The organism is Sphingopyxis sp. QXT-31, assembly GCF_001984035.1.
Classification (GTDB): Bacteria; Pseudomonadota; Alphaproteobacteria; order Sphingomonadales; family Sphingomonadaceae; genus Sphingopyxis.
In genome coordinates this window covers 885,447-902,356 of record NZ_CP019449.1, presented here as the reverse complement: position 1 = coordinate 902,356, position 16,910 = coordinate 885,447, and the positions used below count along the sequence as shown (strand labels likewise).

Genomic DNA, 16,910 nt, shown 5'->3' with positions numbered 1-16,910 from the left:
TCAGGCCGCCTGCATCCGATATTGCTTGAGCAGGTCGTAGAGTGTCGGACGGCTGATCCCGAGCAGCTTGGCAGCGGCCGAGATATTGCCCTCGCTCTGCATCATCGCGCGGCGGATCGCGACGCGGTCGGCCGCTTCGCGCGCGCTGCGCAGGTTGAGCCAAGCCTCCTCGTTCTCGGCGTCGTTCCCGCCGGCGATATCGAGATCGTCTTTCGCGACCAGCTTGCCGTCGGCCATGATCACCGCACGCTTGATGCGGTTTTCCAGCTCGCGGACGTTGCCCGGCCAGCGCGCCTCGTCGATCGCCTGCAGCGCATCGGGCGCGAAGCCGCGCACCCCGGGGTTCATCGCGGGCGCATATTGATGGAGGAAATGGCGCGCGAGCAGCACCGCATCGCCAGGCCGCTCGGCGAGCGACGGGATCTTCACCACCATCTCGGCGAGCCGGTAATAAAGATCGTCGCGAAAGCTCTGCGCCGCGATCATCGCATCGAGGTCGCGGTGCGTCGCGCAGACGATGCGCGTGTCGACCGCGATGGCCTTGCGCCCGCCGATGCGCTCGATCGTGCGCTCCTGCAAAAAGCGCAGCAATTTGACCTGCAGCGGCAGCGGGATGTCGCCGACTTCGTCGAGGAAAAGCGTGCCGCCATGCGCCAGCTCGATCTTGCCCTCGGTCGTCTTGACCGCCCCGGTGAAGGCGCCCTTCTCGTGCCCGAACAACTCGCTTTCGAGGAGATTTTCGGGGATCGCGGCGCAGTTGATCGCGACGAAGGCGCCGTCGCGCCGCCCGCTCGCCTCGTGCAGCCCGCGCGCGAGCAATTCCTTGCCGGTGCCGCTCGCGCCGATTAGCATGACACTGACGTCGAGGTTCGCGACGCGCTCGATGGTGCGCGCGACCTTCAGCATCTCGGGCGCGCCGGTGATCATCCCGCCGAGCACGCGATTGTCGTTCGCGCCCTGGCTCGCGAGCCGCGCATTCTCGACCTCGAGCTCGCGCACGTGGAAGGCGCGCCGCACGATCAGCCCCAGCTCGTCGATGTCGATCGGTTTCTGATAGAAATCCCACGCCCCGCTCGCGATCGCGTTCAATGCGCTCGCGCGTTCGCCATGTCCCGACACGACGATCACCTTGGTGTCGGGCTTCATCTCGAGGATCGCCTGCAGCGTCCGGAACCCCTCGCGCGTGCCGTCGGGATCGGGCGGCAGACCCAGGTCTAGCGTCACCACATCGGGTTCCTCGGCGCGCAGCAGCTCGATCGCGGCGTCATGGTCGCCCGCGATCAGCACCTGGCAATCCTCATAGGCCCATTTGAGCTGCGCCTGCAGCCCCGGGTCGTCCTCGACGACCAACAGCTTGCGCGGGGCTTCGCTCCCGTCGTTCTTCATCATGCCACCTTCATCCAGTCTTCGCCTTCGGCGGGCAGCCACAAAGTGAAGCGGCTCCCCCGCCCCGGCTCGCTCGCGACGTCGATCGCGCCGCCCATCGCCTGCGCCAGTCCCAGCGCTTCGAAGGCGCCGAGACCGAAGCCGCCGTCCTTGGTCGAGACGAAGGGCTTGAACAGCTCGTGCTCGATGAAGGCGCGGCTCATACCGCTGCCTTGGTCGAGCACGTCGATCCGCACCCGCCCCGCCTCGCGCGCGGCAATCAGCTGCACCGGCGCGCCGTCGGGCGAGGCGTCGATCGCGTTCGCGACCAGATGCTCGACGATCTGGCGCACCGACGCGGCGTCCGCCCAAGCCGCCAGCCCCGGCTCGCAGCCGATCGACAGCGCGCGCCGCGACCGCATCTGCGCCGCGACGGTCGCCAGCAGCGGCTCGACCGGCGTCCGCGCCGCCTCCGCCGCGCGCCCGCGTTCGCGCGGCGACAGGCGGACGAGCAGGTCGGACAGGCGCCCCGCCGAAATCTTCAGCGTCTCGACCATGTCGGCGCGAAACGCGGGCTTTTCGGCATGACGCTCGGCATTGCGCGCGAGCAGCGCGAGCTGGCTCGCCAGATTCTTGATGTCGTGCATGATGAAGGCGAAGCGGCGGTTGAACTCGTCGAAGCGCTTCGCCTCCGACAGCGCCGCCTGGCTCTGCGATTCGGCGAGATAGCTCGCCGCCTGCCGTCCGGCGATGCGCAGTACGTCGAGATCCTCCCAGTCGAGCGCGCGCGACACCGGCGGGCGGTGCAGCACGACGACCGCGATCATGCGCTGGAAATGCAGCACCGGAACCACCACCCAGGCGCGCGGATCGGCGACAAGCCAGTCGGGGATTGCGAGGTCCTGACCCGCCGCGGCGGTCGCGCCGCCGCGCACCGCGTCGAGGTCGACGATATGCCCGGTGTCCTGCAGCATGAAGGCCGAACGCAGCGACAATTCGCCCTCGGGCTCGTCGCCCGCGTCCCAATGCCAGCGGTCGGCGACGCGGTAGCTGCCCTGCGCCCCCGGCAGCATGAGCAATGCGCCGGGGCTACCCGTCAGCTCGGCGAGCGCCTTTGCGACGCGGCGATAAAGATCGCCTTCATCGCCGCGCGCCAGCGTCGCGGTGAAGCGCATCCATTCGGCGCGATAATCGTAGCGATGCTCGAAAAAATGCTTCGAGATCATCACCGTCGCCCACGCGCGCGCGCGCGCGGAGGCAAAGAGGAGCCCGCCCGCGCCCAGCCCGACGATCAGCGACAGGCTCTGCGCGACCTCGCTGTAGCTGCCGCCGACCAGCCGCGCGATCGCGCCTGCCAGCCCGATTAGGATCAGATAGCCCGCGCCGGCAATCAGCAGGATCGTGCGCGTCGCGGCGGTGCGCGACAACTGCATCCGCTCGCGCCCGACGTCCATCGCGGCGAGCACGAAGGTCGGCAGCGTGAGGAGCGCCACCGCCGGAAGCAGCAGCATCAGGGTCAATGGCACCGTGCCGGTGAGCGCACCGATCAGCTGGAAATTGAGTTCATAAGCCCAGAGCATCGCAAAGCCGCCCGCGACCGCGAGGATCGGCATGCGCAGTCCGGCGCTGGCGTGGCGCACCCCGCTGTCGACGAGCAGCAGCCCGCCCGAGGCGACGATCATCGCGACCAGTGCCAGCCCCGGCCCTGCCCAATCGCCAGGCACGCCGCCCGCGCGCAGCCAGACGAGCACGCCGAAGACGAGCGCGACGAGGCAGAAGGCGATCAGCATCCGCTGGATCAGCCGCAGCGGCCGCGACATCGGCGCGCGCGCGTTCCAGAAGGTCGCGCCGAGCCAGCAGAGCATTACCGCGTTGCGCAGCGCGCCCGCGACCAGCGCCTCGGGCGATGCGGGCTGATAGGCCCAGGTTGCCGCGCTCCACAGCCCCATCGCCGCCGCCGCCGCCACCAGCCAGCCGAAGCTCGGCATCAGCGCCGCCATGCGCACGCGCGGCCGCGTCGCGAGCCACAGCGTCACCCCCGCGAACCCGGCCAGCGCGAGCACGGCAAGAATCTCGGAAAAGCCCGCGAGCGCGCCCATTACTACCGCGCCCCCTCGGGCCACAGGACGACGCGCACGGTCTGGAGCAGGATCAGCAGGTCGAGGAAGGGCGAATAATTTTTCGCGTAGTACAGATCATATTCGAGCTTCACGCGCGCATCCTCGACCGATGCGCCATAGGGATAGTTGATCTGCGCCCAGCCGGTCAGGCCGGGTTTCACCATATGGCGCTCGGCATAATAGGGCAGCGCCTCGGTCAGTTCCTCGACGAAGCTCGGCCGTTCGGGCCGCGGCCCGACGAAGCTCATCTCGCCCTTCAAGACGCACCACAGCTGCGGCAGCTCGTCGATGCGCAGCTTGCGGATGATATGACCGACGCGGGTGATGCGCGGGTCGTTCTCGCTCGCCCACACCGCGATCCCCGCAGCCTCGGCATCGGTGCGCATCGAGCGGATCTTGACGATATTATAGGCCTCGCCGAACAGCCCGACGCGCGGCTGGCGATAGAAGACCGGTCCCTTGCTGTCGAACTTGACCGCGATCCCGGCGATCACGATCAGCGGCAGCCCGATGACGAGCACGAGCAGGCTGGCGAGAATGTCGAAAACGCGCTTGCTCGCCTTGGCAATCCGCTGCCCCGCCGAGAAGCCGTCGGAAAAGATGAGGAAACTCGGGTTGGTGGTCGCGAGATCGACGCGCCCCGTCTCGCGCTCGAGGAAGCTGGCGATATCGTTGACATGTACCCCGGTGGTCTTGACGCGCAGCAGGTCGGCGAGCGGCAGCGCGCCGCGCCGCTCCTCCATCGCCAGCACCACCTCGCCCACACCGAGCGCGACGGCATGGTCGGCGAGGTTCGCGACGTCGGCGCGCGGCACCGCGCCGGCGACCGCCTTTTCGCTCGCCGCCATCGCGACATAGCCCGCCATCTGGAACCCGCGCCCCGGCTCCTCCGACAGCGCCTTCAGCCGCGCCGCGCGCGCGCCCGCGCCCAGCACCAGAATGCGCCGACGAAAGGCGTCAGTCCCCGCGCTCTGTGTCAGGATCAGCCGGATCGCGATCAGCAGGACGATCGCGAAGGCCATCGCGTAGACGCTGTTCGCGCGCCAAAGGGTCACGGTCGGCAACAGGACGCCGACCACCGAGAGGAAGATCACCCCGAGCGAGATCGCCGCGAGCAGTCGCGCGGTGGCGAAGCCCATCGCGCGCAGCGCCTCGGTCCCGTACATGCCGACCGCCATCATGGCGAGCGAATTGGACACGGCGAAGGTCAGGATCGGAAGCCAGCGGCCCGCGAAACTCCCCGCGTCGAACCCCGCCTGATGCGCATAAAGGTGCCACGCCCCTTCCGCCGAGCCGAGCAGCGCGACAAACTCGATCAGCGCGAGCCAGACGACCGCGTGCGGAACATAATGTTTGAACAGCCGGAACATCGGATAAGCGCGCGCCCTTTCGGGGGCTTATCCTAAAGCCGAGGGGTGAAGTGTCGGTTAACTTTACACATTTCATAGCGCCGCGCCGCGACAGACGCGCAACCTTTGTTCGCGAGGTTTATTGAGGGGATGACCCCCGCCCTTCAACCGGTTAGACCCTTTCCATGACCCTCCAGATCCAACCTGTCATCCTGTGCGGCGGCGCGGGAACGCGCCTGTGGCCCGAATCGCGCGGCACGCGTGCGAAGCAGTTCCTGCCGCTGACCGGCGCCGACAGCCTGTTCCGCCAGACCGTCGCGCGCACCCCGCCGGGCGAGCATTTCCTGCCGCCCGTCATCCTCTGCGGCGACGGCCATCTCGCGACCGTGCGCGAGCAGATGGGGGCGCGTGAGGCCGAGCTGCTGGTCGAGCCGATGCCGCGCAACACCGCCGCGGCGATTGCGCTCGCGGTCGCGCGGGCCGATGCCGACACACTGCTGCTGGTGATGCCCAGCGATCATGTCATCGCCGACGTCCCGGCCTTCCACGCCGCGATCGGCCGCGCCGCGCGGCTGGCGCAGCAGGACTGGCTCGTCACCTTCGGCATCACCCCCGAGCATCCCGAGACCGGCTTCGGCTATATCGCCAGCGGCGACGCGCTCGGCGACGACGGGTTTGCGGTCGCGCGCTTCGTCGAAAAACCACCGCTCGCCGAGGCCGAGGCGATGCTCGCCGCGGGCGGCTACAGCTGGAATGCCGGCATCTTCCTGTTCCGCGCCGGGCGCATGCGCGATGCGATGTTGACCCATTGCCGCGCAATCTTCGAAGCCGCCAACGAGGCGATCGCCGCGGGCATGCGCGACGGCGACGCGCTCCACGCCGACGCGATCGCATTCGAAAAGGCGCCGTCGGACTCGATCGACTATGCGGTGATGGAAAAGGACGACCGCGTCGCGGTGGTCCCCGTCGCGATGGGATGGTCCGACCTCGGCAGCTGGCAGGCGGTGCACGCGCTCGCCGCCTGCGACGAGATCGGCAATGCGACGCACGGCGACGTCTTCCTCCACGACAGCCACGGCAACCTCATCCGCGCCGGCGGCAAGCGCGTGTCGGTGATCGGCATGGAGGGGGTCGCGGTAATCGTCGACGGCGACGACATCCTCGTCATGCCGCTGAAACGCTGCCAGGACGTCCGCGCCGCCGCGAAAGCGCGCGAATAGAGCGATGTCCGGCTCGCCGCACTTCGCCGACGCGCCGCTCGGGCTGCTCCGGCATCATCCGAACGAGCTTCGCGCGCGCCATTGCCATGACGATCCCTTCGTCGCGGTGGTGCTCGAGGGCGGCTATCAGGAGGCGGGCGACGAGGGCCGCTTCGACGTCCGCCCCGGCGACGCGCTGATCCACCACGCCTATGAATCGCACCTCGATCGCGTCGAAGCGAAAGGCGCGCGCGTTCTCGTGCTCGATCTGCCTCCCGAACTCGCCGACAGCCCGCACGTTCGCGGCCATGTCGCCGATCCCGATGCGCTCGTCCGCATCGCCGCACGCGATCCGCGTGCCGCATCGGCACTGTTCGCCGAAAATTTCGTCGCCACCCCCGCCTCCGCGTTCGATTGGCCCGATATACTCGCGCACGACCTCCGCGCTGACCAGGGTTTCGCGCTCGCCGACTGGGCCGAGCGTGCGGGCGTGCGAAGGGAAACTTTGAGCCGCGGCTTCCGCCTCGCCTATGGCTGCACGCCCAAGGCCTATCGCGCCGCGGTGCGCGCGCGCGCCGCGCTGGACGCGGTGCGCACGACGCGCGAGACGCTGTTGGACATCGCGCACCGGCTGCATTTCGCCGACCAGGCGCATATGGGCCACGCCGTCGCGCGCCTATCCGGCGCGGCGCCCGGCTGGTGGCGACGTCAAATGGATACAAGACGCGCCTGACTTCACGGTGTAGGACTGCGGCAACACACTAGCCGGAGACCTCCCCATGCTCGACCGCCGTACCCTCCTCGCCACGCTCGCCGCGACATCGGCGATGGCCGGCGTCCGCTCGCCCGCACAGGCGCTGATCGCCCAGCCCGGCAGCGAAGGCGAAAAGCTCACCGCGCTCTACGAGCGGCTCTATGACCGGATGATCGACGAAAGCCCCGAATTCGCGACCGCGCTCGGGCTCGACAAGGATGATCGCAAGGGCCTGAAGGCCAAGCTGGACGACCGCTCGCCCGCAGGGATCAAGAAAGGCCATCAGCTCTATCGCGACGGCCTCGCCGAACTCAAAAAGATCGATGCGTCAAAGCTTTCGGGCATGGACCTCGTCAACTACGAAACCTTCCGCGGCCCGTGGCAAGACTATGTGAAGGCCTATGATACGTTCAGCTACGGCCTCCACAGCTGGCCCGAACCGCATCCGGTGACGCAGCTGTCGGGGAGCTATCGTTCGATCCCCGATTTCCTGATAAACCAGCATTCGATCGCGGGTTCGGCCGATGCCGAGGCCTATCTCGCGCGCTGCGCCGATTTCGCCGCGCAGATGGACAATGAGACCGGCCGCATTGTGGAAGACCATAAGGCCGGCGTGATTCCGCCCGACTTCGTGATCGACCGGGCACTGGGCCAGTTCGACCGCATCTGGGCCCCCGCGCCCGACGCGCACGGCCTGACCAGGAATATCGCGGAGAAGACCAAGGATATCCCCGGCGACTGGGCCAAGCGCTGCGCGGCCATCGTCGAGACCCAAATCTATCCCGCGATGAAGCGGCAAGCCGCCGAACTGCGCGCCGTGCGGCCCAAGGCGACGCACGACGCCGGCGTCTGGCGCCTGCCGCAGGGCGAGGACTATTACGCCTATGCGCTGCGCTTCGCGACCACGACCAACATGTCGGCCGAGGAGGTGCACCAGCTCGGCCGCGACCGCGTCGCCGACCTTTCGGCGCAGGCCGACGCGATCTTCAAGGCGCAGGGCATGACCAAGGGCAGCGTCGCCGAACGCATGCGCGAGCTCGGCAAGGACCCACGCTTCCTCTACCCCAACACCGACGCGGGCAAGGCGAAGCTGATCGCCGAACTCAACGCGCAGATGCAGGCGATCCAGGCGCGGCTGCCCGAGGCGTTCGGCCGCCTGCCCAAGGCCAAGGCCGAAATCCGCCGCGTGCCCGCCGATATCGAGGATGGCGCGACCGGCGGCTATTATCAGGTGCCCGCGCTCGACGGATCGCGCCCCGGCGCCTATTATATCAACTTGCGCGATACCGCCGAAAACCCGTCGTGGACGCTGCCGACGCTGACCTATCACGAGGCCTCGCCCGGCCATCACCACCAGATCGCGCTCGCGCAGGAGGCGACCGGCATCCCGCGCCTCCGCCGCCTGCCCGCCTATTCGGTCTATACCGAGGGTTGGGGCCTCTACGCCGAGCAGCTCGCCGACGAGATGGGCGTCTACGAAAACGACCCGTGGGGCCGCCTCGGTTACCTGCAATCCTATATGTTCCGCGCCGCGCGCCTCGTCGCCGACACCGGGCTCCACCATTATAAATGGACGCGTGAAGAGGGGATCAAATATTATAACGAGACGCTCGGCACCCCCGAACCGTCGAATATCACCGAGATCGAGCGCTACTGCGTCTGGCCCGGCCAGGCGACCAGCTATATGGTCGGCCAGACGCGCTGGGTCGCGATCCGCGAGAAGGCGAAAGCCGCGCTCGGCGCGAAATTCGACCTTCGCGCCTTCCACGACACCGCGCTCTCGGCGGGCGCGATGCCGATCGAGGTGCTCGCGGCGCTGATCGACCGCTGGACGGCCGAGCAGCTCGCCTAGGCCTCGCCAAGCACCCGCGCGCGCATCGTCTCCCAGTCGTCGAAGCGCCAGAAGGCCGGGCTGTCGCGCCCCGTCACGCGCGGGTCGCGCGCGGTGGGGGCGAATTCGCGGTCATAAGCCGCGATCTCGGTCAGCGTGTCGCAGTCGAAGAAGATGCGCACCCGCATTGCTTCGCCCGCTTCGCCGCCACTGCCCAGCACGATGCCCAGATGCCCGTCGGACAGGCGCACCAGCGTGCCCGGCGGCCAGAGGCCGAGACTGTCGGCAAAGCGGTCGAGCAGGTCGGGATCGAAATGCCCGGGCCACGCCTGCATCGCGGCGAGCGCCTCGCACGGTGTCCATGCCGCCTTGTACGGCCGGTCCGAGGTCACCGCGTCGTAAACGTCGCAGATTGCGCCCATGCGCGCGTACAGCGACAGCGCGTCGCCGCTCAGCCGGTCGGGATAGCCCGTCCCGTCGACCTTCTCATGATGGTGCAGCGCGACCTCAAGCGCCGCCGCGGGAATATCGGGCGACTGCGACAGCAGCATATGCCCGGCGCGCGGATGCCCCTCGACCATCGCGCGCTCGCGCGTGTCGAGCTTGCCGGGTTTGAGCAGCACCGCGTCGGCGATCGCGACCTTGCCGACATCGTGCAGCAGCCCCGCGACCCCCAGCGCCTGCACCTCCTCTTCGTCGAGCTTCAGATGGCGCGCGAAGTTGATCATCAGCGCGCACACCGCGACCGAGTGGAGATAGGTATATTCGTCCTTCGCCTTCAGCCGCACGAGCCCGAGCAGCGCGCGCGAATGGCGTTCGATCGACTGGCCGATCGAGCGGGCCAGCGGCGCCAGCTTCTTCGCCTCGACCGCCCGGCCCAGCCGCGCGGTATCGAACATGTCCATCACCGCCTGCTTCGACTTGCCGATCAGGCGCTCCGCCCGGCGCTTCTCCTGCGCATAGCTGACGGGCGCGGGCGGACGGGCGCGGAGCGCGCCCGGTGCATAGGGGCTGCGCCGCTCGACCGCGACGGCGCGCGGCGGCCCCGACCGCCGCTCGATCGCGACCGCGCCCGTCGCCGCCTCGGGCACGACGCGGCTCTTGCTGCGGTCGATGACCAGCGCGTCGACCCCCGACCCGCGGATGCGCGCCAGCTGGTCCGCCGTCTCGATCAGGAAGCGGCTGCGCCAGAACGGATGGTCGATCCACCGCCCCTCGAAGGCGTGGACGAACATCCCGATCTGGGCCCCCTCCGGCGCGACGCGAAACAACATGCCACTGGTCCTGTGCGCGGGCATGGCGCCCGCCACGATGTTTAACGGCAGTTTGCGGGGCTGGTTAAATGCGCAAATATCCGGATGTCCTGGCGGATCGAGGCCCGGCCTCACTTGGGCAGATAATAGCCGCCCGCCGCCTCGTCGCGGCGCGCGGCGCCGGTCGCGACCAGGGTTTCCAGCACCTGTTCGACGCGCTCGCGGCGCTTGGGGGAGTTGCGCCCGGCAAAGCTGGCCGCCAGCGCGGGGATCGAGATCGGCGCCGCGGCGCGGGCCAGAATGTCGCGGACCGACCGGATCTGGTCCAGCCCGTCGCTCGGCCATTTGACCTCGTCGACCGCCGCCGCCTCGCCCAGATCGGCCTCGATCTGGACCCCGCCCTTGATCTTCGCGGCCAGCCGCGGCTTCTGAAAATCGGGGCGCAGCCAGTGGACGATGCCCGCCTTTTCCTCCGCGGCGCGTTCCTGGTTGAGCGCGACGAGGCGGACGAGCAATTCTTCCTCGGCCTCCTCCTGGTCGGCGCTCTTGTGCGGGCTCGGCGTAGTGCCCCCCGGCTTGCCGACCAGCCGCGCGCCGAGGTCGCTCCAGCCATAGGCGGCGAACACCTCGCGATCGATTTCGTCGTGCAGTTCCTTGAGAATCGCGATCTGCCCAACGTCATAGACGTCGCGCTCGGCCTCGGTCAGCGGATCGCCTATCCCGGCATCGAGCTCGCGCAACCGCTCCAGCGCATTGTAGAGCCCGGTCATCGTCAGAAAATCATGCGCGGCAAGCCGTTCTTTGCGGAAGGCGTCGAGGCGCTCGCCGAGTTCGGTTAGGCGAGGGCTGGTGGTCAGGGGAAAGGGAAATGGGTCAAAAGTCCGCGTTTTTGAGTATCGGGGATCATTGCCCATTCCCAGCCATCCGCCGAGGTTGATGGCCCAATGCACATGCAGTCTCGATGCGAGAAAAGATAGCGTCAACGAACTATCTAACCCAATCGCAACGAGCATGTTGTCGGGCCGAACACCTGCATCGAGAAATTGAAAGAAGCGATGCTTAGAGGTCTCGACGGTGGCTATGTAGCGGTTTAGGTCCGCAGAATATTCACGAAAAGCCGGAGCAAGTTCGCCGAAAAGCCACCAATTCTCCCGCCGCGTTGCCCTGTTATTTTGATCCCGTTCCGGCTTCACCAGATCGGCCACGCGCTGATACACTGCTGGATACCGGTCTCTTACCTGATCGGCAGTGAGGCCAAATAAGTCGATTACCATCACTCCGCGCGGGCGCTGCGCCAAATCGCGGCCATGGCGATAATGCAGGATGTGCGCCTCCAGACCAGCGACGCTTCCAAGTCCTAAGCCAGCGGCTTCTTTCGGCGTTACGATGAAGCCCGCTCCGTGCAACGATATACCACGGCTCGCCAAGGCTTCATTGGCGAGCAGAGGACCCGCGGCCGACAAGTCGGCACCAATGGTCAGCTGCGACGTCACCTTCCCCTCACGCCGCTCCAATTCCACCTTCGGCGTATCGGTATTCAGCTCCGCCTCGCTCACCACCTCCGCGAGCACGCCCTCATGGTTGCCCGCCTGCGCTACCGTCATCGCAATCCGCACCGCCGCCTTGTCGGCCGATTTCATCCACGGATGGTCGGGCACCGCATAGACCAGGCTCAGCGGCTCCCTCGCGTTCATCCAGCGCTCGACGACGCGGCGGCTGAAGGTCTGGGTGATCGAATTGGTGGTGATGAAGCCGAAGCGGCGCAGCGGGTTGGCCGCGCCTTTCTTCGCGGGCTTGGCGGTCAGCCGCCGCGCCGCCTCGTCCCAGAAATGCATGACGAAATCGGCGCCGCCGGGCACGTCGGGCCGCACCTTCCAGCACGCCTCGGCATAGCCGTCGCCCAGTTCGGCGCGCATGTCCTTGCCGCCGATGAAGGGCGGATTGCCGACGATATACTCCGCCTCCGGCCAGTCGGCGCGCCGCGGCTTTACATAGACATAGGTCTCCTTGCGCGCCGTCTCGTCGGGAACTTCCTCGCCGGTGATCGGATGCAGTTTCTTCGTCACCCCGTCCCAGATGCTGATCGGCAGCCCCTGCTTGTCGCGCGCCAGTTCCTTGCCGTCATAGGCGATCAGCGCGTCCTGATGGCGGATGGTGCCATAGGCGTTCAGGATCGGCTCGGGGATGTCCTTGGCATCGACGGTCTTCAGCTGCCATTTCAGGAAGCCGATCCACAGCACCAGGCCGGCGATCGGCACCGCGCGCGGATTGAGCTCCAGCCCGAAGAACTGGCGCGGGCTGACCGTTTCGCCGTCGAGCAGCAGCTTCGATTCATTCTCGCCCAGCGCGTCGAGCGCGTCGAGCACCTCGCCCTCCAGGCGCTTCATCAGTTCCAGGCTGACATAGAGGAAATTGCCGGTGCCGCACGCCGGATCGAGCACGCGCGTGGTGCACAGCCGGTGATGGAAATCGCGCACCGCCTGCAACGCGCGCGCGTGGTCGCCCTGCCGATGCAGATCCTCGACCTGCGCCTTGACCTCGGCCCAGTCGGCGCGCAGCGGCTCCATGATCGTCGGGATCACCAGCCGCTCGACATAGGGCCGCGGCGTATAATGCGCGCCCAGTTGCGACCGTTCGGCGGGATCGAGCGCGCTTTCCAGCAAGGTCCCGAAAATCGCCGGCTCGACCTCGCCCCAGCCGCGCCGCGCGGCATTGTGCAGCTCGATGATATCGTCCTGATCCAGCGGCAGCGCGCGGACATCGCGGAACAGGCCACCGTTAAATTTCTTGATCGTCGCGTTGAGCCGCGATTCATAACCGCCGCTGTTCATGATCCGCCAAAGGCTTTCCAGCGCCGGGGCAAAATGCTGCGGCGTGTCGATCATCTGGTGCAGCAACGTCTCGAACCCCTTGTTGGGGATCAGCCGCTCGGCCTCGTTATCCGACCCGACATCCTCGGCGAACATCGTGAACAGGCAGCGCATCAGGAATTCGGCGATCTCAACCGGTGCGTAGCGCTTCTCCAGCCGCTTCGCGATCCGCGCCAGCCGCTCGGCGATGTCGCGCGTGACCTCGGCCGACTTGCGCGTCGGGTTCAGCGACTGCGGATCGGTCCAGATCGCCGCCAGCCGCGCCTGGACCTCGCCGTCCAGCAGATCGTCCATCGACAGGCGGTAGCTGTGGCGGTCGGGGAAATGGTCGTAATTCTTCCCCAGGCCCGAAAAGTCGGCATAGACCTCGATCACATGGCCGACGTCGACGATCAGCAGGAAGGGCGGATAGCCATGGTCGACGGGCAGCGCGCGGGCATAATCCTCCGCCTGTCGCCGCGCCGCGATCATCACCTTGTCCCAGCTCTTGGTCCCGCGCTTGGCCTGGCCCAGCTTCTGCGCGGTCTCGATCCCCGCCAGCGCCAGCTGCTCGGTCTCGACCACCTGCTGGCGCTTCGCCGACTGCTTGGCCTCCAGGATGAAACAGCCGCGCTTGTAGCAGTCGATGCGGCCGGTCGAGCTGGTGCCGTTCGGATGGCGAAAGGTGACGTTGCGCTCGAACACATAGTCGTTGAAGCGCGTCTCTTCGCGCGCGAACTCGGGCTGGGGCAGGCCCAGCGCGCCGGTCAGCCGCTCGACAAACAGCTGATAGTTCGACATTTCCGAACCGCCCGAAGGCTTTACCTCCGCGACCAATTTTTCCAGCCGCTCGATGCTGACTTCCCCGACGCCCATGCGCTATCGTTAGTCGGCCATCGCGAAACTGGCTAGGGCCATTCAATCGCCCGCAAAATCGAACGCCGACACCCCGCGCTCGCCTTCGCGGAAACGCAGCGGGCGGCCGAGCGGCGGCATCGAGCGCTGGACGCAGCCGGTGCGCGTGCAGCGGCGGCAGCCGAGCCCGACCGACGTCGCGGGCGAGCGCATCAGGTCGAGCCCCCGCGCGGCGATCAGCGGCGCGGCGACCTTGGCATCGACGCCGACGCAGACGGCAAAGCGCGCGGGCGTGCCGCTGCCCGTGGCACCCGGCGCCGCGACCGAGCGTGACTGGGTGAACCAGCGTGTGCCATCCTCCAACTCGACCAGGTCGGCGACCACCTCGCCCGGACGCGCGAACGCTTCGTGCACGCCCCACAAGGGACAGCGCGCGTCGCCGTCGACCAGCGGCGACTGGCTCGCCCCGGCATAGCGCTTCGACCCCTGTCCCGCGCGGTCGATGCGCAGCATGAAGAAGGGCAGCCCGCGCGCGCCGACGCGCTGCAGCGTCGTCAGCCGGTGCGCGACCTGCTCGTAACCCGCCCCGAAGCGTCGCTGGAGCAGCAGCAGGTCATAACCCGTCGCGTCGCACGCGCGCAGGAAACGGCTGTAGGGCATCATCAGCGCGGCGGCGAAATAATGGACCAGATGCCGCTCGAACAGGCGCGCCGCTGCCGGCTCGGCGAACTCCGCCCCCGCGACCAGCGCGTCGATCTCGCCCTTCGCCTCGACCTGCGCCAGCGTCGCCGCCGCCTGAAAGGTGCGCGAGGCGGGGCGGAGCAGCTCGCTCAGCATCAATTGCCGCGCGTGCCAGTCGAGCCAGCGCAGCCGGTCGGGCATCACGTCCGACGGCAGGATACGGATGCCGAGCTGGTGCCGCGTGCGGAGCCGCTCCGAAATCGTGCCATACAGATCGCCACCCGCCAGCCGCAGTTCGTCGGCCAGTTCCTCGGCGCGCGCGTCGAGATCGGGGAAATGATTGCGCCATTTCTCGATCGCACGGCGCACCGCGGCGACTTCGGGCGCGTCGCCCTCCCCCTCGCCGCGCGCCTCGGGCGCCGCATCGAACAACCGCGCGAAGGCTGCGGCGGTGGCGGGGGCGCTCTGCAGCCACTCCTCGACCTCCTGCGCCCCGATGCCCAGGTCGGCGAAGCGCGGGTCGGCCAATCGCCGCCGCAGCCCCGCCGCGCCGCCCGGCACCTCGTCGGCACCGAGCGTCGCGGCGTCGAACCCGAAACGCTCGGCGAGCTTGACCAGTACGGTGGCCGAGAGCGGCCGCTGCCCGTGTTCGATGAGGTTGAGGTAGCTCGGCGAAATATCGAGCGCCTCGGCCATCGCCGCCTGCGTCATCGCCGCCTCGCGCCTTACCTTGCGCACCGCCGGCCCCGCAAACACCCGCCGCTCCGCCATGGCTTGTAACTTTCTTTACTGATTTACACGCTGATTTACACCTTATCGCGCTATTTCACAAATATTATTGACAAAGCTTTTCACTTTCGCGCTGCGGCGCGGCACATCCTGCCCATCACCCGGCCGCTCTCCCCGATTGGCCGCACCGAAAGGACAAGACGATGGGCTATCAGGAAGACATGGCGCAGACCGGCCGCCTCATCCGCGATTACGACGGCACTTGGGACGGCATCAGCAGCGAGAGCATCGCCCGCATGCGCGCCCAGAACAAGTTCCGCACCGGCCTCGACGTCGCCCGCTACACCGCGCGCATCATGCGCGCCGACATGGCCGCCTATGACGCCGATCCCGCCAACTACACCCAGTCGCTCGGCTGCTGGCACGGCTTCATCGCGCAGCAGAAGATGATCTCGGTCAAGAAGCATTTCGGCACGACCAAGGGCCGCTATATCTATCTTTCGGGCTGGATGATCGCGGCGCTGCGCAGCGAATTCGGCCCGCTGCCCGACCAGTCGATGCACGAAAAGACCAGCGTTCCGGCGCTGATCGAGGAGATCTACACCTTCCTGCGTCAGGCCGACGCCCGGGAACTCGGCATGCTGTTCCGCGACCTCGACGCCGCGCGGGCCGAGGGCGACGAGCTCAAGGCCAAGCAGATCCAGGCCGCGATCGACAATCATGAAACGCACGTCGTGCCGATCATCGCCGACATCGACGCGGGCTTCGGCAACGCCGAGGCGACCTATCTGCTCGCCAAGAAGATGATCGAGGCGGGCGCCTGCGCGCTGCAGATCGAGAATCAGGTCTCGGACGAAAAGCAGTGCGGCCACCAGGACGGCAAGGTCACCGTGCCGCACGAAGATTTCATCGCGAAGATCCGCGCCTGCCGTTACGCCTTCATGGAACTCGGCGTCGAGGACGGCATCATCGTGACGCGCACCGACAGCCTCGGCGCGGGTTTGACCAAGCAGATCGCCTTCTCGAAAGAGCCCGGCGACCTCGGCGACCAGTATAACAGCTTCCTCGATTGCGAAGAGGTCGAAGGCGCGGGCAATCCCGGCGACGTCCTGATCAACCGCGACGGCAAGCTGATGCGTCCGAAGCGCCTGCCCTCGAACCTCTATCAGTTCCGCCCCGGAACCGGCGAGGATCGCTGCGTGATGGACTGCATCGCGAGCCTGCAGAACGGCGCCGACCTGCTGTGGATCGAAACCGAAAAGCCGCACATCGAGCAGATCGCCGGCATGGTCGACCGCATCCGCGAGGTCGTCCCCAATGCGAAGCTCGCGTACAACAATTCGCCGAGCTTCAACTGGACGCTGAACTTCCGTCAGCAGGTGTTCGACGCTTGGGAGAAGGAAGGCAAGGACGTCAGCGCCTACGACCGCGCCAAGCTGATGAGCGTCGATTACGACGGCACCGAACTGGGCGACGAGGCCGACAACCGCATTCGCACCTTCCAGCGCGACGCGGCGAAGCGGGCGGGCATATTCCACCACCTCATCACGCTGCCGACCTATCACACGGCCGCTTTGTCCACGGACAATCTCGCCAAGGAATATTTCGGCGACGAAGCGATGCTGGGTTACGTCAAGGGCGTCCAGCGCGCCGAGATCCGCCAAGGTATCGCCTGCGTGAAGCACCAGAATATGTCGGGAAGCGACATCGGCGACGATCACAAGGAATATTTCGCCGGCGAAGCGGCTCTGAAAGCAGCCGGTAAAGACAATACCATGAACCAGTTCGCCGCGTAACGACCAGTTTGGCGCGGGGTCGGAGACCCGGCCCCGCGCCCCCCGAGCTTTCCTGGGGAGGAAAGCCTGTCCGTCGGAAGCCCTTTGGGGTTTCCGGCGGGCATTTTTTTGGGCGATGCCTTAGCTTGC

10 protein-coding genes are annotated in these 16,910 nt (G+C 67.3%); 4 read left to right on the top strand and 6 right to left on the bottom strand.

The features are described 5' to 3' along the window. From prsR to BWQ93_RS04390, 3 genes are read right to left on the bottom strand one after another with little or no spacing between them, the layout of a single operon-like run. On the bottom strand, window positions 1-1,386 hold the full coding sequence (gene prsR / locus BWQ93_RS04400; protein WP_077029454.1) for a PEP-CTERM-box response regulator transcription factor: 1,386 nt from the start codon (window positions 1,384-1,386) through the stop codon (window positions 1-3). Next, window positions 1,386-3,464, bottom strand: coding sequence for an XrtA/PEP-CTERM system histidine kinase PrsK (gene prsK / locus BWQ93_RS04395; protein WP_083720617.1), 2,079 nt, complete (start codon window positions 3,462-3,464; stop codon window positions 1,386-1,388). Before prsK ends, prsR begins: the two co-directional genes overlap by 1 nt. Before the next feature lie 2 nt (window positions 3,465-3,466). Continuing rightward, window positions 3,467-4,855, bottom strand: coding sequence for a TIGR03013 family XrtA/PEP-CTERM system glycosyltransferase (locus BWQ93_RS04390; RefSeq protein WP_077029452.1), 1,389 nt, complete (start codon window positions 4,853-4,855; stop codon window positions 3,467-3,469). A gap of 164 nt (window positions 4,856-5,019) precedes the next feature. Between BWQ93_RS04390 and BWQ93_RS04385 the strand changes: the two genes are divergently transcribed. From BWQ93_RS04385 to BWQ93_RS04375, 3 genes are read left to right on the top strand one after another with little or no spacing between them, the layout of a single operon-like run. Further along, a complete protein-coding gene (locus BWQ93_RS04385) occupies window positions 5,020-6,054 on the top strand; it encodes a mannose-1-phosphate guanylyltransferase (RefSeq protein ID WP_077029451.1) in 1,035 nt (344 codons plus the stop codon). 4 nt (window positions 6,055-6,058) lie between these two features. Further along, complete coding sequence (locus BWQ93_RS04380) at window positions 6,059-6,766, top strand: helix-turn-helix domain-containing protein (protein ID WP_083720615.1); 708 nt, start codon at window positions 6,059-6,061, stop codon at window positions 6,764-6,766. Between the two features lie 46 nt (window positions 6,767-6,812). Beyond that, on the top strand, window positions 6,813-8,639 hold the full coding sequence (locus BWQ93_RS04375) for a DUF885 domain-containing protein (protein ID WP_077029450.1): 1,827 nt from the start codon (window positions 6,813-6,815) through the stop codon (window positions 8,637-8,639). Here BWQ93_RS04375 and BWQ93_RS04370 read toward each other — a convergent pair. From BWQ93_RS04370 to BWQ93_RS04360, 3 genes are all read right to left on the bottom strand, one after another. Beyond that, window positions 8,636-9,892 (bottom strand): HD-GYP domain-containing protein, encoded by a 1,257-nt coding sequence (locus BWQ93_RS04370; RefSeq protein ID WP_198040466.1) that lies wholly within the window; start codon window positions 9,890-9,892, stop codon window positions 8,636-8,638. The genes BWQ93_RS04375 and BWQ93_RS04370 overlap by 4 nt on opposite strands. Before the next feature lie 110 nt (window positions 9,893-10,002). Next, window positions 10,003-13,596: a class I SAM-dependent DNA methyltransferase gene (locus BWQ93_RS04365; protein ID WP_077029449.1), complete on the bottom strand. Its 3,594-nt coding sequence runs from the start codon at window positions 13,594-13,596 to the stop codon at window positions 10,003-10,005. 42 nt (window positions 13,597-13,638) lie between these two features. Continuing rightward, window positions 13,639-15,027: a helix-turn-helix domain-containing protein gene (locus tag BWQ93_RS04360; protein WP_077029448.1), complete on the bottom strand. Its 1,389-nt coding sequence runs from the start codon at window positions 15,025-15,027 to the stop codon at window positions 13,639-13,641. 161 nt (window positions 15,028-15,188) lie between these two features. Here BWQ93_RS04360 and BWQ93_RS04355 point away from each other — a divergent pair, with 161 nt between their 5' ends. After that, a complete protein-coding gene (locus BWQ93_RS04355) occupies window positions 15,189-16,781 on the top strand; it encodes an isocitrate lyase (RefSeq protein ID WP_077029447.1) in 1,593 nt (530 codons plus the stop codon). Window positions 16,782-16,910 lie beyond the last annotated feature (129 nt).